General features: G+C 42.2%; 17 protein-coding genes and 1 pseudogene (1 of these 18 cut by a window edge). 13 read left to right on the forward strand and 5 right to left on the reverse strand.

All coding sequences use genetic code 11. From position 1 onward, the window contains the following. From U5K72_06570 to U5K72_06580, 3 genes and pseudogenes are all read left to right on the forward strand, one after another. Nucleotides 1-965, forward strand: partial view of an acyl-CoA dehydrogenase family protein gene (locus tag U5K72_06570; protein ID MDZ7718463.1) — the 3' portion only. Its footprint begins 562 nt before the window's first position; the window shows 965 of its 1,527 coding nt (coding positions 563-1,527); its start codon lies off the left edge, out of view; it ends in the stop codon at nucleotides 963-965. A 12-nt stretch (nucleotides 966-977) separates the two neighbouring features. After that, nucleotides 978-1,668: pseudogene (locus U5K72_06575) on the forward strand (Sir2 family NAD-dependent protein deacetylase). Next, a complete protein-coding gene (locus tag U5K72_06580; protein ID MDZ7718464.1) occupies nucleotides 1,669-2,529 on the forward strand; it encodes an SGNH/GDSL hydrolase family protein in 861 nt (286 codons plus the stop codon). It abuts the pseudogene before it with no gap. Nucleotides 2,530-2,531: 2 nt separating this feature from the next. Here the strand turns inward: U5K72_06580 and U5K72_06585 are convergent, their stop codons facing one another. Together U5K72_06585 and U5K72_06590 are read right to left on the reverse strand one after the other, a co-directional pair. Continuing rightward, entirely contained in the window at nucleotides 2,532-3,191 is a 660-nt protein-coding gene (locus U5K72_06585) for a hypothetical protein (protein MDZ7718465.1), read from the reverse strand. Nucleotides 3,192-3,208: 17 nt separating this feature from the next. After that, nucleotides 3,209-3,904, reverse strand: a complete 696-nt coding sequence (locus tag U5K72_06590; GenBank protein ID MDZ7718466.1) for an SDR family oxidoreductase — start codon at nucleotides 3,902-3,904, stop codon at nucleotides 3,209-3,211. 190 nt (nucleotides 3,905-4,094) lie between these two features. On the opposite strand from U5K72_06590, the gene hisC reads away from it, so the two are divergent. Next, nucleotides 4,095-5,210 (forward strand): histidinol-phosphate transaminase, encoded by a 1,116-nt coding sequence (hisC, locus tag U5K72_06595; GenBank protein MDZ7718467.1) that lies wholly within the window; start codon nucleotides 4,095-4,097, stop codon nucleotides 5,208-5,210. A gap of 12 nt (nucleotides 5,211-5,222) precedes the next feature. Next, nucleotides 5,223-7,289: a transketolase C-terminal domain-containing protein gene (locus tag U5K72_06600; GenBank protein ID MDZ7718468.1), complete on the forward strand. Its 2,067-nt coding sequence runs from the start codon at nucleotides 5,223-5,225 to the stop codon at nucleotides 7,287-7,289. Between the two features lie 46 nt (nucleotides 7,290-7,335). On the opposite strand, the gene U5K72_06605 is transcribed toward U5K72_06600, so the two are convergent. Both U5K72_06605 and glpK read right to left on the reverse strand, forming a co-directional pair. Beyond that, nucleotides 7,336-8,895: a glycerol-3-phosphate dehydrogenase/oxidase gene (locus U5K72_06605; protein MDZ7718469.1), complete on the reverse strand. Its 1,560-nt coding sequence runs from the start codon at nucleotides 8,893-8,895 to the stop codon at nucleotides 7,336-7,338. Between the two features lie 286 nt (nucleotides 8,896-9,181). Beyond that, nucleotides 9,182-10,693: a glycerol kinase GlpK gene (gene glpK / locus U5K72_06610; protein MDZ7718470.1), complete on the reverse strand. Its 1,512-nt coding sequence runs from the start codon at nucleotides 10,691-10,693 to the stop codon at nucleotides 9,182-9,184. A 187-nt stretch (nucleotides 10,694-10,880) separates the two neighbouring features. Between glpK and U5K72_06615 the strand changes: the two genes are divergently transcribed. The 6 genes from U5K72_06615 to U5K72_06640 all read left to right on the forward strand — a co-directional run bounded on the left by U5K72_06615 (nucleotide 10,881) and on the right by U5K72_06640 (nucleotide 17,241). After that, nucleotides 10,881-11,906, forward strand: a complete 1,026-nt coding sequence (locus U5K72_06615; GenBank protein ID MDZ7718471.1) for a LacI family DNA-binding transcriptional regulator — start codon at nucleotides 10,881-10,883, stop codon at nucleotides 11,904-11,906. A gap of 198 nt (nucleotides 11,907-12,104) precedes the next feature. Continuing rightward, the gene (locus tag U5K72_06620; GenBank protein MDZ7718472.1) at nucleotides 12,105-13,742 is read left to right on the forward strand and encodes a sodium/sugar symporter; all 1,638 of its coding nucleotides are present in this window, start codon (nucleotides 12,105-12,107) and stop codon (nucleotides 13,740-13,742) included. A gap of 122 nt (nucleotides 13,743-13,864) precedes the next feature. Next, entirely contained in the window at nucleotides 13,865-15,025 is a 1,161-nt protein-coding gene (locus tag U5K72_06625; GenBank protein MDZ7718473.1) for a galactokinase, read from the forward strand. 3 nt (nucleotides 15,026-15,028) lie between these two features. Continuing rightward, nucleotides 15,029-16,081, forward strand: coding sequence for a UDP-glucose--hexose-1-phosphate uridylyltransferase (locus U5K72_06630; GenBank protein ID MDZ7718474.1), 1,053 nt, complete (start codon nucleotides 15,029-15,031; stop codon nucleotides 16,079-16,081). 490 nt (nucleotides 16,082-16,571) lie between these two features. Further along, nucleotides 16,572-16,829 carry a DUF6364 family protein gene (locus tag U5K72_06635; protein ID MDZ7718475.1) on the forward strand — a complete coding sequence of 86 codons (258 nt, stop codon included), beginning with the start codon at nucleotides 16,572-16,574 and terminating at the stop codon, nucleotides 16,827-16,829. After that, a complete protein-coding gene (locus tag U5K72_06640) occupies nucleotides 16,822-17,241 on the forward strand; it encodes a PIN domain-containing protein (GenBank protein ID MDZ7718476.1) in 420 nt (139 codons plus the stop codon). The genes U5K72_06635 and U5K72_06640 overlap by 8 nt, the downstream gene beginning before the upstream one ends. Nucleotides 17,242-17,435: 194 nt before the next feature. On the opposite strand, the gene nagB is transcribed toward U5K72_06640, so the two are convergent. Then, complete coding sequence (nagB, locus tag U5K72_06645) at nucleotides 17,436-19,376, reverse strand: glucosamine-6-phosphate deaminase (GenBank protein MDZ7718477.1); 1,941 nt, start codon at nucleotides 19,374-19,376, stop codon at nucleotides 17,436-17,438. Between the two features lie 254 nt (nucleotides 19,377-19,630). Here nagB and U5K72_06650 point away from each other — a divergent pair, with 254 nt between their 5' ends. After that, nucleotides 19,631-20,608 carry an ROK family protein gene (locus U5K72_06650; GenBank protein MDZ7718478.1) on the forward strand — a complete coding sequence of 326 codons (978 nt, stop codon included), beginning with the start codon at nucleotides 19,631-19,633 and terminating at the stop codon, nucleotides 20,606-20,608. Nucleotides 20,609-20,670: 62 nt separating this feature from the next. Continuing rightward, entirely contained in the window at nucleotides 20,671-23,259 is a 2,589-nt protein-coding gene (locus U5K72_06655; protein ID MDZ7718479.1) for a family 20 glycosylhydrolase, read from the forward strand. Nucleotides 23,260-23,280: the final 21 nt, after the last annotated feature.

A 23,280-nucleotide genomic window follows, 5' to 3' on the forward strand; every position in this document is an offset into this window, starting at 1 on the left:
ACCTTGGCCGGGATATTGGATTTTTTATTCACGATAGTTCCAATGGGGGCATAGACGTTCAGGAATATTATAATAATCTCGGCCTCTACATGCTTCCGTATGGTAAAAACAAAATCGATATCGAAGTTCCGGAATCTCATCGTTTGGAGCCAGAAACTACCGGTGTTACGATGATGTTGGATATTTTACACAGAAGCAGATTGCAATTCCCTGGTATGAGTACAGGTCATTTAAAGCGTATGATGGATGAAGCTCTGGATCATTGTAAGACCAGGATTGTTGGAGGTATGAGCCTGTTTAATTACGATCAGGTGAAAGAACGCCTTGCGAGACTGCAATCATACTTCACTATAAGCTCTGCTATGAGTTATTTTACGAGCACCAATGTATCTTTACAGCAGAATACATCACGCATGGATGTAGCAGCAAACTCAATTAAAAGTGTAGTTACAGATTATATGCATGAGGCATCACAGTCTTTATTACAGCTTGTTGGGGCAAAAGGGTACAGATTAGATCACATTGCAGGTCGTGCTATGGTAGACAGCCGCCCGTTTCAAATTTTTGAGGGATCCAATGATATACTCTATCAGCAGATTTCAGAGTCTGTATTGAAAATGATGAGAAAATCAAAAGAAACTAATCTCTATAATTTTCTAAAAGATTATTCACTTACCGAAAACTCCGCTGAACATTTTAAGGAAACTCTCAACTTTGATGTTGATTTTAAAATGGCTCAGCGAAAACTGGTTCAATTAGGCCGGGCTCTCGGCAGATTGGTTTCAATGGAAATGACGATAAGACTTGGAGAAAATGGTTTTAACAGTGATATGATATCTAACAGCCTCAAGGTTGTGAAATCTGAAATCAATTCTCTGTTGTCAACTTATTCTTTTGCCGAATCGGGGTCTGTTATAGAAGATTATGATGACAGTAGTTCGTGGCTCAAATTTGTAAATTCATAAAAACTTAAACGAGTGTCACACATTGTTGTACTATCGGGTGCAGGAATAAGTGCCGATAGTGGTTTAGCTACTTTCAGAGATGCCGGGGGTCTTTGGGAAGGATATAACATAGAAGAAGTCGCATCGATAGATGGCTGGCATCGTGATAAAGAGAAAAGTCCTGAAATTTTATAATAAACGGAGAGAACAGGTTTTTAAGGCTGATCCGAATCCGGGCCACTATGCTATTGCTAATCTTGAAGAGGAGTTTGAAGTTTCTGTAATAACACAAAATGTAGATGATCTTCATGAACGAGCAGGTTCAACAAATGTACTACATTTGCACGGTTTATTAAGTGAAGCAAGAAGTGAAGATGATCCTGAAATTGTCGTAGAGATAGGTTCAGATCCTATTGAGTTGGGTGATAAGGCTCCGGATGGTACTCAACTTCGGCCAAACATTGTTTGGTTTGGTGAACCAGTCCCGATGATTGAGAAAGCTGCAGAGAAAGTTACAGGAGCTGATATATTTATTGTTGTTGGAACATCATTGGCGGTGTATCCTGCAGCAGGACTTGTGAACTATTCACCCAGTGGAATTCCAAAATATTTAGTTGATCCATCTGAAACAGAAATGAGAATTACATCTGATTGGGAGCATATTCAGAAAACAGCAGCGATTGGGCTCCCTTCATTAGCAAAAAAATTATCAAATAACACATAAATGTCTGAACACAAAGCAACTGATAAAGAGAAAGAAGCTCTTGAAAAATATTTATTGCAATTTTTAAATCTTGAAAAGCATTTTCCACTTCTTCCCGGAATTAAAAATGAAGAATCGATTGCAGGATTGATGGGAATCAGTGTAGATGAGTTACAAAATCTACGTTCAGTTTTTGCTGAAAATGCAAAAGAATCTGCCCTCGAACTATTAAAAGAAGAAGATGTACTTGAATGGGTGGATCAGCTTCCATTTGAAAAGGATGATACGATTGTAGCATTTGGTGACTCATCGACAGATGACCTTCAGGGATGGTTCGAAATTTTTAAAAACATTCTGGATATAACTATCGAAGGTGCTGACTTTACATTCATAAATGCAGGACTTTCATACAATACTACTTCCGAAGCCCTCCGAAGAATGAATCGCGATGTGCTTTCTCATGAACCCGATTGGGTAATTGTTAATTTGGGTACGTATGATGTGATCCGGCCATCGTATTTTCAAAATAGAACGTTGATTCCTCTTTCAGAGTCATGGGAAAATCTTTCCACTATTGAAGATGCCATTGGAACTGTAACTGAGAATCCGCCTGTCTGGATTACACCTACACCAATCATTCCGGGCCTTTTGGATGAGATGGAACTCTTTGATTTTGATATCAATGATCAGGATTTAGCTGCCGTGAGAGAAGTAATTACAGGTAAAAAAGGATATATCGTGGACCCTCTGGGACACAGAATGGGTAATCCACCCGAAGCGTGGTATTTCTTGAGTGATGGGATTAATCCTTCTATTTCCGGACACACAAATACAGTGAAAGAACTTTTGAAAAGCCTGGCAACTGCGAAGGTGAGAGAATAATATCAGAAAGAAGTTCGAACCGAAAATAGCTGTAAAGCAGGAGTAGTGTCTACTCCAAGGAAGTTTTCGGATGCACTCATGTATTGAAATATTTCTGGCTGAAGAAGAGATAGTGAAGTGTTCTCCCCATCAACCTGGAAAAGTGAGGATCGATTTAAAAGTTGATTAGAAACGAAATCATCATTCCGTTCGGCAATGATGAAACTGTCCACAAGTCCTACTCCAAATCCGGACCAGGCTCCAATACTCGCTCCATACTGGAGACCGTCGAGAATAGATTCATTACCAATTAGCATCACGGCTGACCCAAGAGCGGCTCCCACACCGGCTCCATAAATGGTGTCCAGGAGAATAATAATGGAGGAGTTCGTTCCATCATTAAACAAACCGGAAATAAAAAACTGTTGGCCTTTTGGGAGAGTTGAGACATCATAAATAGCCAGTCCGGTACCGGCAATAATTCCGGAACCCAAACCAATCCTGAGAGGAGTAAAATCATTACTATTCTGAAGGCCCATAGTTGCCGTTCCAAGTATGGTGCCAGTCAAAGCGCCATTCAGCATATTTTCACCAATCAATCTGGCAGACTGTGCCTGTGATTTTAAAAATGAACTACAGATAAGGAAGCCTGTAAAAAATATTAGCAGAAGATACTTTCTCATAAAAGAGGACAGTTATTTTATTCTGGGTTATTCAATGCAATGGGCAAAATTTTACCGTTAATAAATGTATCAGCTTTTATGGTAAAATCACCAATATATCGGGCCATTTCTGCTGGGTTTACAGGAGCTTCAATTCCGGGAAAAGCTGTTTCAAGCATTTCGGTCTGAACAGCTCCAAGGCAGAGACAATTTGCTTTTATATTATAATCAGCAAGTTCCAGTGCCATACATTCTGTTAAAATTGCCAAAGCTCCTTTCACTGTACTGTATGCGCTTAAACCCGGAAATTTTTCACTTCCCTGGAATCCACCCATACTGCTGATATTTACAATGTGAGAATTCTTATTGAACATTGAAATAAGTGATCTTGTCAGCCTGACCGGAGCCATTAAATTAACAGATATCTGTCGTTCCCAATCCTTATCAGACTGTTCCAAAAAAGGTTTATTGATTAGTAAACCTGCATTGTGTATCAATCCGTCGATTGCGAGCTGATGATTTTCCAGATGTTCTTTTATCTGGTAAGCAGCTCCGTCTTGAGTAATATCAAGGGATAATGGAAAAATTTGTTCCGGGGCGTATGCTCTGAGTTGATTCAGTTTATCCTCCGAGCGGGCAATTGCTGTAATACTACAATTCTGATTAGCAAGGTACTTTGCAGTTTCGTTTCCAATACCTTTGCTCGCTCCTGTTATTAGTATATGCTTAGACATAATGAAATGTTTATTCAAGGAATAGCTTTTTTACAATTACAAAATAGTGCAGAAATCATTCAAATGTGAAATAAAGCTTGAAAGCACATTCATAAAATCCGATTTTAAATATGTATGGTGATTTTCTGCTATGGGAAGAGTTGAATCAGAAAATCACAAATATCAGGTTCATTAACCTGATGAGATTCTTATGAAGATTGAAAATTTTGTCCCTGAGAATATACGTTTACTACAACCTTACAAAGCCGGAAGTACTATTGCTGAGGTTAGAAAGAGATATCAACCCCGGCAAATTTCGAAACTGGCTTCCAATGAGAACAGGATGGGTTGCAGCGAACATGTTTTGACTGCAATTCAACAAGTTTCAGGTGATATTCAAGATTACCCGGATCCTCTTGCAAGTGATTTAAGAAAGAAGATTGCGGATTTTCATAATGTTTCGGAATCTGAAGTTTTGCTTGCCGCAGGATCAGAAAGTATTATTGCCCTTCTTTGCAGAACGTTTTTTAAGGATAATGAGCATGCAATTACTGCTAATGCTACTTTTGTTGGATTTTTTGTGCAAAGTGGTGTTCGAGGAGTTCATCTAAAAAAAATATCTCTTACTAAGGATTTTCGGTTTGATGTGGATGCCATTCTTCATTCTGTGGATAGCAGGACAAAGATGATTTACATCGCAAATCCTAATAATCCTACCGGAACCTACATCACAAAAAAAGAATACAAGAGATTACGAGAAAAAATTCCTGAAAATGTTCTCTTGGTGATGGATGAAGCCTATCACGAGTATGCACAATCTGTACGGAATTATCCGGACTCTCTGAAATCCAGGCAGCAGAATGTCGTAACACTCCGGACGTTTTCAAAAGCGTACGGACTGGCAGGGATGAGAGTGGGTTACGCCATTGCAGATGAAAGGCTGATTGAGCAGATGATTAAAACGAAGTTAACGTTTGAACCAACTACCTTGGGACAAACAGCGGCCTTTGCTGCACTGGAAGATCAAGCCTTTATTGAGAAGAGTGTACAACGGGTTGATGAAGAACGAAGTAAACTGTACGATTTTTTTGATGAGTATGGAGTTAACTATTTACCGTCTATCTCAAACTCTGTGATGATAATTTTGAAAGACGAAGATGAGGCCAAATTATTCACTCAAAACATGATGCAGCGGGGAGTAATTCTTCGACGAACAGATGCGTTTGGCTTGCCAAATTGCATTCGTATAACCATTGGAACAGAGCAGGAAATGAACCATTTTAAAGAGAGTTTTTTGAATATTTATGACGCAACGAAATCCAAATAATTGAGATGTTACATGAGTACTAAAACTACGGAAAAACAAAAAAAGGTTGACTGGAAACGGGTTGCACGTCTCATGCTTCTATCTCGGGCTATTGATGATATTGAAGAGAACGAGCTGGTTCCGGATAAAAAAATTCTCTACCAGTTTTCAGCAAGGGGGCATGAACTTGTCCAGATTCTGCTTGGAATGAATGTAACGAATCCCAAAGATGCAGTGAGTGCATATTACAGGTCTCGCCCGCTGATGCTGACACTTGGTCTGTCGGCTGAGGATGCAATTGCCTCAGATATGGCAAAGTCGGGAGGATATAGTGATGGCCGTGATATCGGGGTTGTCTGTAATATGCCAAACAAAGATGGACCACTGGTTTTACCTTTGGCCGGTGATGTGGGATCTCAATACACACCGGGGGCCGGGTATGGGCAGGCGATTCAATTTCTATCACAAACAGAAGAAGAGAAATACAACCAGGCGATTTCGGTGATTTGTGGGGGAGATGGATCTGTAGCAACCAATGGATTTTGGTCAGCATTGACGATGGCAACCACTCTCAATCTGCCAGTTCTCTTTTTTATTGAGGATAATGGTTATGGAATTTCGGTTGAGAGCAGATTTCAAACGCCGGGTGGAAATATTGCAAATAACCTGTACTCATTTAAAAATCTCAAAATTTATAAAGGGGATGGAACAAATCCCGAAGAAGCCTCAGAGATTATTCAGGAATCAACAGAATATGTTCGAAATCATAACGGCCCGGCTTTACTTCGTTTGACAGTTCCGAGACTGAATGGTCATTCTTACCAGGATAATCAGGCATATAAAAGTGAAGAACTCCTCGAAAAAGAGGAGGAAAATGATCCGCAAAAAAAGTTGAAGAATTTTTTGATTCCTGATTTTGTATCAGAAGAGGATTGGAGCGATCTTGAAACAGAGACGAAAATGAGGGTTAGAAAAGCCACGGAAGAAGCTTGGAATCGTCCATCACCCTCAGAAGATCATCTGAAAGAATCACTGTATCAGGATGGAATGGAGATCCAAAAAGTTGGGGGATTATATAGCAATGGATTTGAGTTTTCGAAAACTTCTACTGAGCCTCAGTCCGGGAAGCAGCGAATCAACATGGTGGAGTCGATCAGGAAAACACTGGAACATGAACTGGAGATCAACGAAAAGGTATTGGTGTTTGGTGAAGACGTAGGGAAAAAAGGCGGTGTTCATGCCGTTACTTCCGGATTGCAGACAAAATTTGGTGAAGACCGGGTATTCGATACGAGTTTATCAGAAGAGGGAATTATCGGCCGATCGGTTGGATTGGCCTATGCCGGGTTTCTGCCGGTCGCTGAAATTCAGTTTCGAAAGTATGCAGATCCTGCCACAGAGCAGCTTAAAAATGCCGGCACGATTCGCTGGCGAACGGCAAACAAATTTGCAGCCCCGATGGTAGTTCGTATGCCGGGTGGTTTTGCAAAGTGTGGTGATCCCTGGCACAGTGAATCAAACGAGGCGTTCTTTGCAAAGATGATCGGCTGGCAACTGGTTATGCCCTCGAATGCCCAGGATGCAGCCGGACTCCTGCGATCGGCCATGAGAGATAACAATCCCACCATCTTTTTTGAGCATCGAAATCTGCTGGATTCAAAATATGCCAGAACACCATATCCCGGAGATGATTTTGTGGTTCCGATTGGGAAGGCAAAAAAGCTGACAGATGGTTCAGATCTCACAATGATAACATGGGGAGCGATGTGTGAGCGATGCGAGAAGGCAGCAGATCAAATAGATGTTTCAGTTGAGATCATTGACCTTCGAACTATTTTCCCATGGGATAAAGAGATGGTTTTTGAATCGGTGAAGAAAACGAATCGATGCCTGATTGTTCATGAGGACAATCGAACGGGTGGATTTGGTGCTGAAATCAGTGCTACCATTTCGGATGAACTTTTTAAATTCCTGGATGCACCGGTGCAGCGACTTGCCTTTCCTGACGTTCCGGTACCTTACAACATTGATTTAATGAATTCGGTGATGCCGGACGCAGGAAAGATTGCTGATAAAATTCAGGAGCTACTTACATTCTGAAGATCCGCGAAGTTTTTGAAACTTCGCGGATCTTTAACCAAATTTTTTATTGCAGAATATATGCCTTAGCCACTTCCTCATACTTTTCAACCTGTTCATCAATCCAGGCCTGATCCTTATCCATTTCATTAGCCATCAATTTTGCTACTTCAGGAGCCATCTCTACACTGGCTTGTGCATCGAGAAGTAAGGCCCGGGTTCTGCGAGCGAGAACATCTTCCACTGTCATAGCCATTTCGTTTCGAACACCCCAAACAACTTCAGCTTTCAGGTAGGGCAGACGTTCGTGAAGTGGTTCACCCAGCTCTTTATTTTCTTTGACGAGCTTGTTGATTTCGATACGGTCTGAACCGTAATGATGGAGTGGATCATCGGGATCTATATTCTTAAGCCAGCCGTGAATTCGCAGGTTTTCTGTAACACATTCCTGAACATTCAATCCTGCAACTGTTGCTGCCTGATCTACCGTATCTTGTGCCATTTTACGATAGGTGGTCCATTTACCACCTGCAATCGTTACCAGGCCCGATTCAGAAATCATCAGGGAATGATCTCTTGATATCGATGATGTATCCTTTCCATCCCCGGCTTTCACCAGAGGGCGTAGTCCTGCAAAGACACTTCGAACATCTTTGCGTGTTGGATTTCCCGTTAAATACTGGGTGGCATGTTTTAGTATAAAATCAATCTCTTCTTCCTGGGCTTTGGGTTCAAGTGTTGGAGCATCTACGGGTGTATCTGTAGTTCCTACAACAAGTTTTCCGTTCCAGGGCACAGCAAATAAAACGCGTCCGTCATCTGTATGAGGAACCATGATAGCCGATTCTCCCGGTGAAAACTTTTTATCGATAACTAAGTGAACACCCTGGCTTGGTGCAATAATGGGTTTCTTCTCAGGATTGTCCATTTGTAAAATGTTATCCGTAAAAACTCCGGTAGCATTTACAACAACACGTCCGTTAATATCAAATGTATCGCCGGATAACTGATCTTCTACCGTTACCCCATCTACCATATTATTTGATTTTAACAGTCCCGTTACTTTCAGGTAATTCAGCATGGTAGCATCATGATCGGCAGCTGTTTGAACAAGGTTGATAGCCATGCGCGAATCATCAAACTGACCGTCGTAATAGATTACACCGCCTCGTAATCCCTCACGTTCAAGTGTTGGCAGATGTTCAATCGTATCCTCAAGGGATAGATTTTTTGATGGCCCCAACCCAAGTTTACCGGCCAGCATATCATACACTTTCATGCCAACACCATAAAAAGGACCTTCCCACCAATCGTAATTTGGAACAATAAACGATTGATTGTGAACAAGATGAGGAGCGTTTTGAATCAGTAAACCACGCTCCCGAAGTGCCTCAAGTACCAAAGAAACATTTCCCTGTTGAAGATACCGAACACCGCCATGCACAAGTTTTGTAGAGCGACTCGAAGTTCCCTTAGAAAAATCATGCTGTTCCAGGAGTAAGGTACTGTAACCTCTGGTTGCAGAATCAACGGCAACTCCGAGTCCTGTTGCACCACCGCCAATAATAATTACATCAAAATAACCCGCCTTTTCTTTGGCGGTTTTTAGCATTTCTGATCTGTTCAATAGCATTTTTTAAATATTTAAGAGTAAAATTATCATCAAAAATTTTCACATCTGATTCCCAAGCTCCTGCTTGGGAATCAATGAGTTGGAAGCTCTGCTTCCGTTAAGCGGAGCTTCGGCATGAGAAAATTAATCTCCCTTTCAAGGAAGTCAGAGTTTTTCAATTGTTCTTGAAAAACTCAGAGGGGTGTTTGGGTCAACGGAACATCCCCCGAGTTCATTCGCTACCCCGAAGGGATGCCTTGGGCAAACGCTCATTTTACTTTCCCCATTCAAAGGAGAAGTTCTACATATCAAAATCCAATTTCTCAGACCAGGCCCGCGTAGCTTTAAGTGCTTTTTTCCATCCATCAATCAATTTTCCTGCTTTCTGTTTATCCATCTCAGCATCAAAACGCTGATCTTCCCGCCATTGTTCATTAATTTCTTCATGATCTTTCCAGTACCCCACGGCAAGACCTGCCAGGTAGGCTGCTCCAAGTGCAGTTGTCTCCAGGATTTTTGGACGAATGACAGGTGCCTGCAAAATATCGGCCTGGAACTGCATCAACAAGTTGTTGGCCGTGGCTCCACCATCAACCCGAAGCTCTTTTATTTCAATTCCGGAATCAGACTGCATCGCTTTCAAAACATCCATCGCCTGGTAGGCAATTCCTTCGAGAGCAGCCCGGGCAATGTGACCTGAATTTGAGCCGCGTGTCAACCCCACCATGGTACCTCGGGCATGCTGATCCCAATGAGGTGCACCAAGTCCGGCAAATGCAGGAACAAGATACACGCCGTCATTATCATCTACGGATTTGGCAAGTTTTTCTACATCGGCAGATTTTCGAATCAATCCAAGTTCATCCCGAAGCCATTGTACCACCGCACCGGCTATAAAAATACTTCCTTCAAGGGCGTATTCAACCTTTCCATCAATCTCCCAGGCAACGGTTGTAAGAAGATTATTTTTCGATTTGATAGGTTTCTTACCGGTGTTCATCATCATAAAACATCCGGTTCCGTATGTGTTTTTCACCATCCCTTTTTCAATACAACGCTGACCAAAAAGGGCTGCCTGCTGATCACCCGCAATCCCGGCAATCGGCACCTCAGCATTTAATACAGTGGAGTTGGTATTGGCATACACTTCGCTCGACGATTTTACTTCAGGAAGAAGACTTTTGGGAATATCAAGTAACTCAAGGAGTTCAGTATCCCACTCCATATCGTTGATATTATAGATCATAGTTCGGGATGCGTTGGTTACATCCGTTACATGAGTTTTGCCGTTTGTAAAGTTCCAGATCAGCCAGGTGTCCATTGTACCGAATGCCAGCTCACCATCCTCGGCTCGCTCCCGAACTCCATCAACGTTATCAAGTATCCATTTAATTTTAGTACCAGAAAAGTAGGAGTCGATCACCAACCCCGTTTTTTCCTGGATCATGTCTGCATAGCCATCGCTTTTTAGTTGGTCACAATAATCAGAAGTTCGCCGATCCTGCCAAACAATGGCATTGTACACAGGTTTGCCGGTTTTTCGGTCCCATATAAGCGTGGTTTCACGTTGATTTGTAATTCCAATTCCGGCAACATTTGAACCATCAATCCCTGCACCTGTGATCGCTTCTGTGGCAACACCGGCCTGGGTCGACCAAATCTCTTGTCCGTCGTGTTCTACCCATCCGGCTTTGGGATAGATCTGTTTGAACTCTTTCTGAGCGGTGGATACAATTTCACCTTTGTGATTGAATACAATGGCCCTTGAGCTGGTGGTTCCCTGATCGAGAGCTAAAATAAACTGTGTTGCCATGTTATAAACTCCTGGTTGGTTAGCGATATTTAAACTATAAATGCCAATTTGTGAAACCGCTTCCTGAAAATCAATAATACTGTCAGTTGATTTATGGGACTTTGAAAGATTAGAGAAAATTATTTCCAATTATAAATTTGTTTTAGTAATTATTGTTAAGCCTAACCTATATCAAAAAAGACAAATTGTGGGTTCAGAAGTAACATTAAAACAAATTGCTGAAGAGCTGGGTATTTCAGCTATGACGGTTTCGCGGGCGATTAATAACCGTTCAAATGTAGATGGAAAGACGAAAGAACGGATTCTCAGGAAAGCCAGGGAAATGGGATACACACCCAATTACATTGCAAAAAGCCTGGTTTCTAAAAAAACATTTACGATTGGGGTGGTTGTGCCGGAGATTGCACACTCCTTTTTTGCTGAAGCTATTCAGGGTATCGAAGAGGTGACATTTAAAGGTAATTACCAATTGATTTTGACCCACTCTGCAGAAGATAAGGAACGGGAACGCCAGGCCCTTGAGACACTACAATCAAAGAGAGTAGATGGTATTTTGGTCTCCTCTGCCGAGACGGTTGATGATCACACTACCTACAAAAAAATTGTGAAATCGAATACGGCGCTTGTGTTTTTTGATCGATGCGTTGAAGAGATCGGGGCCAGCTGTGTGAGTGTGGATGACCGAAATGGAGCTTATAACATTACAAAGCACTTAATTGATCACGGGTATAAAACAATTGCTCATCTGTCCGGCCCCTTAAATTTGAAAATCAGCCGGGAGCGCCTTGCCGGATATAAAAAAGCTTTAAGCGAAGAGAATATTTTGATTGATGAAAATCTGATCGTTGAGTCAGGCTTCAGGGAAAAAGGGGGATACGAGGCGATGAACCGGTTGCTTGATACACACGAAAATGATTCTCCAAGAGCGGTTTTTGCGATTAATGATCCTGCTGCTTTCGGGGCAATGGAGGCTATATATAAACGTGGTTTGTCAATACCCGAAGATATTGCTATCGTCGGTTTTTCGGATGATATCCGGGCTGATTTGATGAAAAGTCCGTTAACAACAGTAAAACAATCCTCTTTTGAATTGGGCAAGAGAGCAGCCCAAAAACTGATCAGGTTGATCGAAAATGAGAATGAGCATTCAGAAAATATTGAAGTACTTACAAGCCTTAAAATCAGGCAGTCCTGCGGGTGTGCAGATGGCTGATATGATTTGAAGCAATTATTGAGTTTTAGGAAGCCTATAATTTTTTGGTGAAAATTGTAACAGGAATCGTATTTTTATGTTATCGTTAACATCCATAAATTTAGATTGCTTAGAAAATTAAACTCTATACCATAACAGTTGATGGGGTTGTCTTTTGCAGCTATGAATCATTGATACAACCGGAAACTTTATTCACAGATGGAATTCTCCCTGATTGATACCATTGTATTTTGTACTTATGCCTTTGTGATTGTTGCTCTTGGCCTGTGGGTATCAAGGGATAAAGAAGGCCACCAAAAAAATGCTACAGATTATTTTTTGGCCGGTAAATCTCTTCCCTGGTGGGCAATCGGGGCTTCACTGATTGCCGCAAATATCTCTGCCGAACAAATTATCGGAATGTCGGGCTCTGGTTTTGCCGTTGGCCTTGCTATCGCTTCCTATGAATGGATGGGAGCGGTAACGCTGATCGTGGTCGGTAAATACTTCTTACCCATCTTTATTGAAAAGAAAATTTTCACCATTCCCGAATTTGTTGAACAACGGTTTAATACAACGCTAAAAACCATCCTGGCAGTTTTCTGGATTGCACTGTTTGTCTTTGTAAATCTTACCACCGTACTCTATTTGGGTGCATTAGCCCTTGATACCATTATGGGCACAGGGGATGGCAGCCTCATGATTTATGCGCTTCTTGGCCTGTCCGCCATTGCTGCTGCCTATTCGCTGTATGGGGGACTTTCTGCTGTGGCCTGGACTGATGTATTGCAAGTCGGTTTGCTTGTGCTGGGCGGATTTGTAGTTACCTTTGCCGGCCTCTATAATGTTACTCCCGAAGGGGGCATTCTAAATGGTTTTGTACATATTTATGATGTCGCGGGAGAAAAATTTACGATGATTCTGGATCGATCAAATCCGGAATTTAGTAATCTGCCGGGCATCGCTGTTTTAATCGGGGGCATGTGGGTAGCTAATCTGTATTATTGGGGATTTAATCAGTATATCATTCAACGGACACTCGCCGCAAAATCTCTCAAAGAATCACAAAAGGGCATCATTTTTGCCGGTTTTTTGAAGTTGCTAATACCTCTGATCGTTGTAATTCCCGGTATTATTGTCTATGTGTTATACACCCAGCCCGAAGGCACTGCGCAAATCACGGGTGTTGTTGATGTTTTTACCAGGCCGGATGGAACTGTTCAATACGATAATGCCTATCCGTGGCTTATGAAGGTGTTTCTCACGCCCGGCTTTTTGGGATTGGTCGTGGCAGCACTTGCGGCCGCTATTGTATCGTCAATGGCTTCCATGCTGAATTCCGTTGCCACGATATTTACAATGGATATCTATATCCCGTATATCAGGAAAGATGCTACGGATAAACAAACGGTAAACATGGGAAGAATTTCGGCCGGGGTTGCATTGATTACCGCTGGCCTTATGGCCCCGCAACTGGACAACGTACCCCAGGTTTTTCAATATATCCAGGAATATACAGGTATGGTTAGTCCTGGAATACTGGCTGTATTTTTAATGGGATTATTTTGGAAAAAAACGACATCAAAAGGTGCTATCTACGGGGTGCTGGCATCAATTGTTATTGCCGTCTTTTTGAAATCGCCGGTTGTACAGTTACCATTTTTAGATCAGATGTTTTATACCCTCATCAGCACCATGGCAATTATTGCAGGTGTCAGCTTAACAACGAATCCTTACGATGAAGATCCGAAAGCTATTCACACAACCGCAGATATGTTTAAAACCAGCCATGCTTTTAATATCGGTGCCTACATTATATTGATTATCACAGCTATACTGTATGCAGCATTCTGGTAAGTGGATTACATTAGACTTCCGAAGTTTTCCGGTCCCATATCAAGTACATGTGTTTTAAAAATTTAAAAACGAATTGAAATCAATAAAAACTTCAGAAGTCTTTGGTTTGATTTATGAAAGAGATGGTAAAAAAAATCTATAACGACTTTAAATCACGGTTTGATACAGAACCCATTCTGATTCAATCACCCGGCCGGGTGAACCTGATTGGAGAGCATACCGATTACAACGAAGGCTTCGTTCTGCCCGCTGCCATTGATAAAGTGATTGTACTGGGATGTGCCGCAAATGAATCAAAAAAAGCCCGCCTTCACTCAATTGATATGAAAGAATCCTTTGAGGTTGATTTAAGTAAAGATCTTGAAAAAAGTGATTATCACTGGGCGAATTATATTCTTGGCGTTGTGGATCAGCTCAAAATAAGAGGGGACAAGATTGAGGGGTTTGATTGTGTATTTGGAGGTGATATACCCATTGGAGCCGGCCTTTCATCATCAGCAGCACTGGAAGGTGGCGTAGTGTTGGGATTATCGAAACTTTTTGATCTGTCGATCTCGAAAACAGAGATGGCCAAAATCGGCCAGGCGGCTGAGAACCATTTTGTGGGTATGCAATGCGGCATCATGGACCAATTTGCAAATCTTCATGGCAAAGAGGGGCATGCCCTGAAACTGGATTGCCGATCTCTCGAATTCGAACTCTACCCGTTTCACCGGTCAGATATCAAGATCATTTTGTGTGATACGAATGTGCATCGGGAGCTGACATCCTCAGAATACAACATCCGTAGGCAACAGTGTGAGGAAGGAGTTCAAATCCTGAAACAATTTGATTATGATATCAAGAGTTTGCGGGATGTGAGTATGCAAATGTTGAAAAAGCATATGGGTGATTTTACACCGGTCGTATTCGAACGATGTATCTTTATCCTGGAAGAAAACAAACGGGTTGAAGCGGCTTGTGAAGCATTGACGAATGATGATTTGGAAACGTTCGGCAAGCTAATGTATGAATCTCACTACGGACTGAGAGATCTGTACGAAGTAAGCTGCAAAGAGCTGGATGTTCTCGTTGAAATTACCGAAAAGCTGGAGGGGGTTTTTGGCTCTCGCATGATGGGCGGCGGATTTGGCGGATGTACCATCAATCTTGTAAAAGAAGAGTTTGTTGATGAGTTTATCCGATCTGTAGAAAGAAAATATAGTGAGAAAATCGGTGATGATTTAGAGATTTACCAGGCTTCCATAAATGATGGGACAAAACAAATTTTTAGAGAGTCTTGATTTATGAATTTAGATCTTACAGAACATTCGCATCGCAGATATAATATTCTTACAGGAGAGTGGGTACAGGTCAGCCCGCATCGGACAAAACGTCCCTGGCAGGGTAAAACGGAAGATCAGGCGAAAGATTTTAAGCCTGAATACGATCCTGAATGTTATTTATGTCCGGGAAATTCAAGAGCTGGTGGAAAACAAAATCCCGATTATGAAAACACCTTTGTTTTTACGAATGATTTCAGTGCCCTGAAACCGGAAACTCCGTCAGAGATTTTAAATGAAGATGATCTGCTCATCGCCAAAGGAGAAAAAGGAATTTGCAGGGTGATCTGTTTTTCCCCTCGACATGATCTGACGCTGCCAGAGATGGAGAACTCACAAATTCGGGAAGTTGTCGATCTCTGGACGAAAGAATATCAAGAGCTTGGGAATCGAGAGTATATTAACTATGTGCAGATTTTTGAGAATAAGGGGGAGATTATGGGGTGCAGTAATCCGCATCCGCACGGGCAAATCTGGGCACAGGAAACGATTCCCGATGAACCGGCCAAAGAGCTGAAACAGTTTACAGATCACTTCAAAAAAAATGGCCGGACTCTTCTTTCTGATTATCTGAATCTTGAACTCAAAAAGAACGAAAGAATCGTTGTTGAGAATGATAATTTTGTGGTTGTAGTCCCATTCTGGGCATTCTGGCCGTTTGAAACGCTGTTAATCAGCAAGCGGCCCTTCGGAAGATTTACAGATATGACTGAAGCCGAAAAAGATTCACTGGCTGACATCATCCAAAAAATAACCATCAAATACGATAACCTGTTTGAAGTCTCCTTTCCCTATTCGGCCGGTTTTCATCCCGCTCCAACCGATGGAAATGATCATCCCGAATGGCATTTTCACATGCATTTCTATCCGCCGTTACTTCGATCTGCAACCGTGAAAAAATTCAGAGTTGGATACGAAATGCTGGGAACGCCTCAGAGGGATATCACGCCTGAGTATAGTGCTGATTTACTTCGGGAGTTGTCCACAGTTCACTATAAAGAGAATCGAGTGGGATGATCATGTGTGCAGGGGCATGACATATCGCTATCGAAAGGGTGCCATCCCTCTCGGGATTCTATTGACGGAAGTATTGCTTTTAACCCCCAACTGAAGTTGAGGGCTACTGCGTGTCATCCGCCAGCCGGCGGATTTGGAATTTTGCTTGAGTCTTCACTTTTAAATTTTTTGGCAATAATTATTCACAATGAAGTTTTTAATAGTATGACAGGGTTCATTGGTGGAAAAGAATAAAATATGATTCAGCATTTCAACCCAAAGTCCCGCCCTTGCGGGACGATAGTTAATAGGCCCCGGTTTTAACCGGGGTTAAATGTCAGCGCAAACCTATCAAAAGTCCCTTTCGGGACGAAACTCTTAAACTCTTAAACATGTGAAGATGAGCATTCGGAATGATTAAACCCGGCTTCTTTGGAACTTCCAAAAATAAATTGCTTTTATACGTGTTGTATTTTAAAATTACACGTGTACATCAGATAATCATTCAGCTATGAAAAAGAAACTTACTCTTACGATTGAAGAATCGGTTAAAAACCGGGCCAGGAAATATGCAGACCGGCATGATACCAGTATTTCCGATATGGTGGAAAATTATCTGGAGTCCGTAACAAAAGAGGAACCAGGATTTACACCTGAGCCGGGTTCCTGGACAGAATCCATGATTGGGGTGGCAAAGCTTTCTCCTGAAAATGAACGGTTGAGCTACAAAGAAATCAAACAGAAGGAAATCCTGAAAAAACATGGCTGACCGTGTTCTTCTTGATGTAAATGTTTGTTTAGATGTATTGTTAAAAAGAGAACCGTTTTGGGAGGATTCGGCCAAAATTTTTCTGGCAGCAGAAAGAGATCAAATCGCGGGCAGGGTATCTGCTATTTCATTTGATACGATGTTTTACATTCTTCGTTCAGATCTTGGATCTGCGAAAGCACAAGCAGAACTGAAACGATTGCGAACACATATTCAGATTTCTGCAGTAGATACTTCAGTAGTTGATCATGCATTGAATGCGGAATGGAGTGATTTGGAAGATGCTCTCCAATATTACTCAGCAAAATTCAGCAAATGCAAAGCTATCATTACCCGAAACAAGAGAGATTATCCGAAGAAATCCAATCTACCAATATTCACTCCTGTTGAATTTATTTCAAGTTATTTATAACCGATGTTTTTTTGAGGATTTGTATGAGATCCGGGTTTCCACTTTCTTATTTTGGTCGATTTTTGGTCGGAATAGAGAAGGAGTTAGGGGATGGATCGCCAAAAAAGGTTCAAAATCTGAATCCGAGAAACACACCCCGAGTTCATTCGCTAAACGCTCATTTCACCTTCCCCTCTCAAGAGGGGAGATTTTTCCTAATCAAGAAAATGATACCGCACAAAACCCTCGATCGCTTCATATTCGGCCAATCCGAGGTCATCATAAACCTCAGCTGTTCCGCGGTTTCGGTCTTCGGAGCGTTGCCAAAATTCTCTGGTATCTGATCCTGGAAAAAGCGGCCGGTCTTTTTGGGATTGATGCTTGAAGATGGCCCGGCGTTTTCGTTTCAACTCCTGCGGACTCAGTGGAACGGCCATTTCAATTTCGTTCACATCCCATTCCTGCCATGCACCGCGGTAGAGCCACACCCAGCAATCTTTCGCCCAGTTATCGTTTTTTACGATGTCGAGTGCTTCAAAAATGGCTTTCAGGCAAACACGATGGGTTCCGTGCGGATCAGACAGATCACCGGCAGCATAGATTTGATGTGGTTTTACTTCCCGAAGAAGGTCAACGGTAATCTGAACATCTTCATCGGAAATTGGCTTTTTCTTCACGCGGCCGGTTTCATAAAATGGCATCTCCATGAAGTGCATATTTTCATCAGGAACACCGCAATAGCGTCCGCCGGCTTTCGCTTCACCGCGCCGGATCAAGCCTTTTATCTTTTTCACTTCCGGCGAATCAACCTGGCCGGGTTTTTTGGATTTCAGGAACTCGTTAATTTTTCGAAATAATTTGTCTGCCTTTTGATCTTTCATATCAAATGCTTCGGCGTAATCGAGTACGAAATCAGCAAAACGAACCACGTCATCATCAAAAACCGCAATATTTCCGGATGTTTGATAGGCAATGTGAACCTCGTGTCCGTGATCGACCAGCCTGATCAGCGTTCCTCCCATGGAGATCACGTCGTCATCGGGATGGGGACTAAAAATGAGTGCACGTTTAGGAAATGGTTCCCTTCTCTCGGGACGGTATTTGTCATCTTCGTTTGGCTTTCCACCCGGCCAGCCGGTGATAGTATGCTGCAACTCATTGAAAACCTTAATATTGATATTGTAGGCAGGTCCCTGTGTGGTAATCAGGTCGGCCATGCCGTTTTCGTTGTAGTTTTCGTCAGTTAGTTTGAGTATCGGTTTGTCCAGTTTCCGGCAAAGCCAAACTACAGCTTTTCGAATCAGATTATCGTCCCAATCACAGGGAGAAAGCAGCCATGGTGTATTGATCCGCATCAATTTTTCAGAAGCGGCGGTATCAAGTACTATAGCTGTATTCTCATGCTCCTGCAGGTAGGTGGCGGGAATATTTTCCCTTATTTCACCTTCCACAGTTTCTTTGATAATGCTCGCCTTGCCTTCGCCCCATGCCATCAGGATGATTTTTTTCGATTTCAGGATGGTTCCAACTCCCATTGTAATAGCCCGGCGCGGCACATATTCTTCTCCAAAGAAATCACTTGCGGCATCCTTCCGGGTGATCTTGTCCAAAGTAATCAGGCGTGTGGGAGAATCAGGGCGTGATCCTGGTTCGTTAAAGCCAATGTGTCCGGTTCGTCCAATTCCCAAAAGCTGAATGTCAATGCCTCCGGCTGCATCGATTTTGGCTTCGTATTTGTCACAATATTTATAAATATCTTCTTCAGGGATTGTTCCGTCTGGAATGTGAACCTGGTCTTCGGGAATATCAATCGAATTAAAAAGATGCTCGTGCATAAAACGAACGTAACTTTGCAGCGAGTCCGGTTCTATGGGATAATATTCATCAAGATTAAATGTAATTACATTTTTAAAACTCAGTCCTTCTTCTTCGTGTAACCGAACTAATTCATCGTAAACGGCAACGGGTGTAGAACCGGTTGCAAGCCCCAAAACGGCATTTTCATTCTTTTTTTCTTTTTCTCTGATGAGTGAAGCAATTTCATGTGCAATGGCTGTGGAAGCCTCAGAACTGTTTTTATAAATAACAGTTGGAATATTTTCGTAATAGGTGAGGCGTTTATTAATAGAATTTAACTTCTGCTGTAAGCTTTCCATCGATAGTTAGTTTCAATTCAGTTGGTTGTTATGAAGATATCAGTACTTACGAATTCTAATATACGCATTAAAGAAAAGAGAGTGGATTGGAATCGGTTCCAAATATAAAAAACAAAGTCTAATAAATTTGCTTTTAAAGGATTAATGATGATTTTTAAGATTGTGATAAATAAGTAAGATATAACATAAAACAAATGCGATTGTTGTGAGAGGTGAGCTTCTTCAACATTGTTTAAATTCTATAAACGTATGTCATGGAGTTAGTTGCGGGAATTGATTTAGGAGGTACAGATACAAAATTTGGTTTAGTGAGTCGCGAGGGTAAATTATTTGCCTATCAATCTATACCAACAAATGTAGATATTGGATACGAGCTATTCTTTGAACAGTTGAGTGATTCGGTACAGGATATGGTGGAAGCACTTGGGCCCGGTTATAAACTGGTTGGTGTAAGTGTTGGAGCACCTACGGGCAGCCAGAAAAATGGTACGATCGATAACGCCTCAAATTTAAGCTGGCCAAGAAAGCTGCCGGTGGCCAATATACTATCGGCAAATTTTAATCTGCCTGTTTCTGTCTCCAACGATGCCAATGCGGCGGCTGTGGGAGAAATGCTTTTTGGCGTGGCAAAGCATAAAAAGAATTTTCTCTGTGTGACTCTTGGCACCGGCTTGGGATGCGGAATAGTTGTGGACGGAGATTTAGTACTCGGCTCACGCGGACATGCCGGAGAACTGGGACACGTAACAATTTCAGGTAATGCAAGAAAATGTGGTTGTGGCCGGAAAGGATGTTTGGAAACATATGCCTCTGCTACCGGAATTTTAAGAACAGCAAAGGAACTGATAGCGATCGAAGAATATCCAAATTCTATTTTACAATTCTCTGAGAATGGATCTTTTACGGCTAAAAATATTACTAAAGCTGCACAAGAGGGGGATGAACTGGCACTGCGGGCTTTTGAAATAACCGGCCGGTATTTGGGAAAAACCCTGGCAAATACAGTTGCTTTGTTAAATCCTGAACTTATTGTTCTTACCGGGGGATTATCGCGTTCTAAAGAGTTGATACTGGAACCAACACAGAGATATATGGAAGAAAATCTCCTTGATATTTACAAGGGAACAGTAGAACTGAAACTCTCCGAAATAAGTGGTAAGAAAACAGCTATACTTGGTACCGCCGCTTTTATGTGGTTGAAACTGGACAGCCTTAGCAAACAGACCGTATAGTTATTTCTGGATTTGAGGATATTTTAAAACATTTGTTAAACTTTTCAGTCATTTAGATATTTATGAATTTCACATTAACAAAAGCATACCTGTTTTTTACAACTCTGACTCTTCTTTTAATTGCGGGTTGTAGCTCGCAGCAAGAGAATGATGATTCCCAATATTCTCTTTCCAAGGAGATTAATCATTCTCCAATTGAGATTACATGGAACCTGATCTCAAATTTCGAGGAGAATAATCAACTCCGCGCTTCACTTGCATTTCGTAACACAGGAAGTGAAACATTCACTCCTGCCGGGTGGACACTCTACCTGAATTCAATCCGTGTTTTGGATGCTGAAAGCTTTTTACCGGAGTTTGAAGTAACGCATATTAGCGGGGATTTCTTTAAGCTTGAACCTACCGATTCGTTTAACCCGATTCCGGCCGGAGAAGAATTTGTAAAGGAGTACAAAGCACAATTTCATGCCATCAAAAAAACCGATGCTCCACAGGGATTCTATTTTGTATATGATGACCGAATTGAAGAGGTGACTGAAGTTTCGGTTGAACCATTTGTGGGAGAAGAGCAGGTGAATCGGAACCAGGGCGATAATCTTGAGATTCCAACGGCAGGTAGCCGATACCGTGAAAATGAACAACTCACTACACTAACACCCGATCAGGTAAGTAAAATCACTCCAACCCCGTCATCCTTAGAAATGGGGGATGGCAGTTATGAATTGACGAATGGAATTACAATTAGCTACGCACAGGATGTTTTAGAAGAAGCAGAATATTTGAGTAGCCTTTTATCTGAAGAGTACAACATTGAAAATACGGTTGAACAGCTGAACGGTGAGTGGAACGGATCAGGAATTTTATTGAATCTTGATCCGGCTGTAGATGAGAACGAAGAGGCATATTCTCTCCAAATCACTGATGATGGAATTGAGTTATCATCATCGGGGAATGCTGGAATATTTTATGCTATTCAGAGTCTCCGGTCGCTCATATCAAACCGGGATAGTGGCGATATGGAACTGGCAGCGGTTCAAATATTCGATCAGCCCGGTTTTGATTATCGCGGAATGCATCTCGATGTAGCCCGAAATTTTCAAGACAAAGAAAGTGTATTGCGTCTCCTGGAAGTGATGGGAATGTACAAGCTTAACAAATTTCACTTTCACCTGACGGATGACGAAGGCTGGCGGTTGGCCATTGACGAACTGCCTGAGCTGACAGAGGTTGGCGGACGACGCGGCCACACAGAAACCGAAGAACATTTCCTCGCTCCATCGTATGGATCAGGACCGGATCCTACACCGGGAGAATCGTTTGGAAGCGGCTGGTATTCTCGAGATGAATATATCGAGATTTTGCAATTTGCTGGTCAGCGGCACATTGAAGTGATCCCCGAAATTGACGTTCCCGGTCATGCCCGTGCTGCCATTAAAGGGATGGAAGTTCGGTTTAATCGCCTTTCTGAATTTGGAGAATCGGAGCAGGCTGAGATGTATCGCTTGGCCGATCCTGCAGATGAATCGGAATATATGTCTGTTCAGAATTTTGATGATAACGTGATGAATGTCTGCCGGGAATCTACCTATAATTTTATGGGACTGATTTTTGACGAGGTGATCGCTATGCATGAAGAAGCGGGGGTCCCGTTGAACATGATTCATGTTGGAGGGGATGAGGTTCCCGAAGGGGCTTGGACAGAGTCACCTGCTTGCGATCTGTATATGGAGGAGCATTCTATTGATAAAGCCGCAGACCTGTTTGGACACTTTTTTACCAGATTAGAATCAATGCTTGAGGAGCGCGGTTTGCAGATGGCCGGATGGGAGGAAGTGGGTCTCGATGAAGATCATAGTGGCCCCAAAGAAGATGCTGAATACAAGGAAAACGTTGTCCCATATGTATGGTCGAGTATCTGGGGATCAGGACGGGAAGATTATGCTTACATGCTTGCGAATGCCGGGTATAATGTTGTGATGTCAAACGCATCAAACCTCTACCTGGATATGGCCTACAATAAATCGTGGCAGGAACCGGGTTTTTACTGGGCAGCTATGTTCGACACGAAGGATACCTACTCTTTCATTCCTTACGATCTCTACAAAAATGCCGAGCATGATAATTACGGAAACCCGGTCGATCCAAGCCAGTATGATGATGCTATTCAGTTGAGCGAAACGGGCAGAAGTAACATTTTAGGAATCCAGGGACAGCTTTGGTCTGAAACGGTTAATGAACCTCAGCGATGGGAATATATGGTTCTGCCGCGCTTGCTCGGGCTTGCTGAACGGGCATGGGTTGGAAATCCCTCTTGGGGAGAGATGGAAAATCTGACTCAACTTCGGTCTGAACGCGATGCCGCATGGAATGAATTCGCAAATCGCGTGGGGCAGTACGAGCTTGACAGGCTCGATAATATTTTTAATGATATAAACTACAGATTACCGGTACCGGGCGCCGTAATTGAAGATGGTGTTCTCATGGTTAATAGTGCTTATCCAGGACTTGAAATTCGGTATGAAATTAATGGAACCCCGAATTCAGATTCCCCCATATATCAGGGTCCCGTAGAGATCAATGAAGGAGATTCAGTTACGATCTCAATATTCAATTCTGCAGGAAGATCAAGCCGGAAAGTTTCAGTTCAGTAACTGTTGCTGATTTTTGAGCAA

The sequence above is a fragment of the Balneolaceae bacterium genome (genome assembly GCA_034521495.1).
Taxonomy (GTDB): domain Bacteria; phylum Bacteroidota; class Rhodothermia; order Balneolales; family Balneolaceae; genus Rhodohalobacter.

Excerpts from the sequence above, each read along its gene's own strand:
- U5K72_06620 (MDZ7718472.1), top strand. The coding sequence starts at position 12,105 with ATGGAATTCTCCCTGATTGATACCATTGTATTTTGTACTTATGCCTTT.
- nagB (MDZ7718477.1), bottom strand. The coding sequence starts at position 19,376 with ATGGAAAGCTTACAGCAGAAGTTAAATTCTATTAATAAACGCCTCACC.
- U5K72_06630 (MDZ7718474.1), top strand. The coding sequence starts at position 15,029 with ATGAATTTAGATCTTACAGAACATTCGCATCGCAGATATAATATTCTT.
- hisC (MDZ7718467.1), top strand. The coding sequence starts at position 4,095 with ATGAAGATTGAAAATTTTGTCCCTGAGAATATACGTTTACTACAACCT.
- U5K72_06625 (MDZ7718473.1), top strand. The coding sequence starts at position 13,865 with ATGGTAAAAAAAATCTATAACGACTTTAAATCACGGTTTGATACAGAA.
- U5K72_06640 (MDZ7718476.1), top strand. The coding sequence starts at position 16,822 with ATGGCTGACCGTGTTCTTCTTGATGTAAATGTTTGTTTAGATGTATTG.
- U5K72_06655 (MDZ7718479.1), top strand. The coding sequence starts at position 20,671 with ATGAATTTCACATTAACAAAAGCATACCTGTTTTTTACAACTCTGACT.
- glpK (MDZ7718470.1), bottom strand. The coding sequence starts at position 10,693 with ATGGCAACACAGTTTATTTTAGCTCTCGATCAGGGAACCACCAGCTCA.
- U5K72_06600 (MDZ7718468.1), top strand. The coding sequence starts at position 5,223 with ATGAGTACTAAAACTACGGAAAAACAAAAAAAGGTTGACTGGAAACGG.
- U5K72_06580 (MDZ7718464.1), top strand. The coding sequence starts at position 1,669 with ATGTCTGAACACAAAGCAACTGATAAAGAGAAAGAAGCTCTTGAAAAA.
- U5K72_06590 (MDZ7718466.1), bottom strand. The coding sequence starts at position 3,904 with ATGTCTAAGCATATACTAATAACAGGAGCGAGCAAAGGTATTGGAAAC.
- U5K72_06585 (MDZ7718465.1), bottom strand. The coding sequence starts at position 3,191 with ATGAGAAAGTATCTTCTGCTAATATTTTTTACAGGCTTCCTTATCTGT.
- U5K72_06650 (MDZ7718478.1), top strand. The coding sequence starts at position 19,631 with ATGGAGTTAGTTGCGGGAATTGATTTAGGAGGTACAGATACAAAATTT.
- U5K72_06635 (MDZ7718475.1), top strand. The coding sequence starts at position 16,572 with ATGAAAAAGAAACTTACTCTTACGATTGAAGAATCGGTTAAAAACCGG.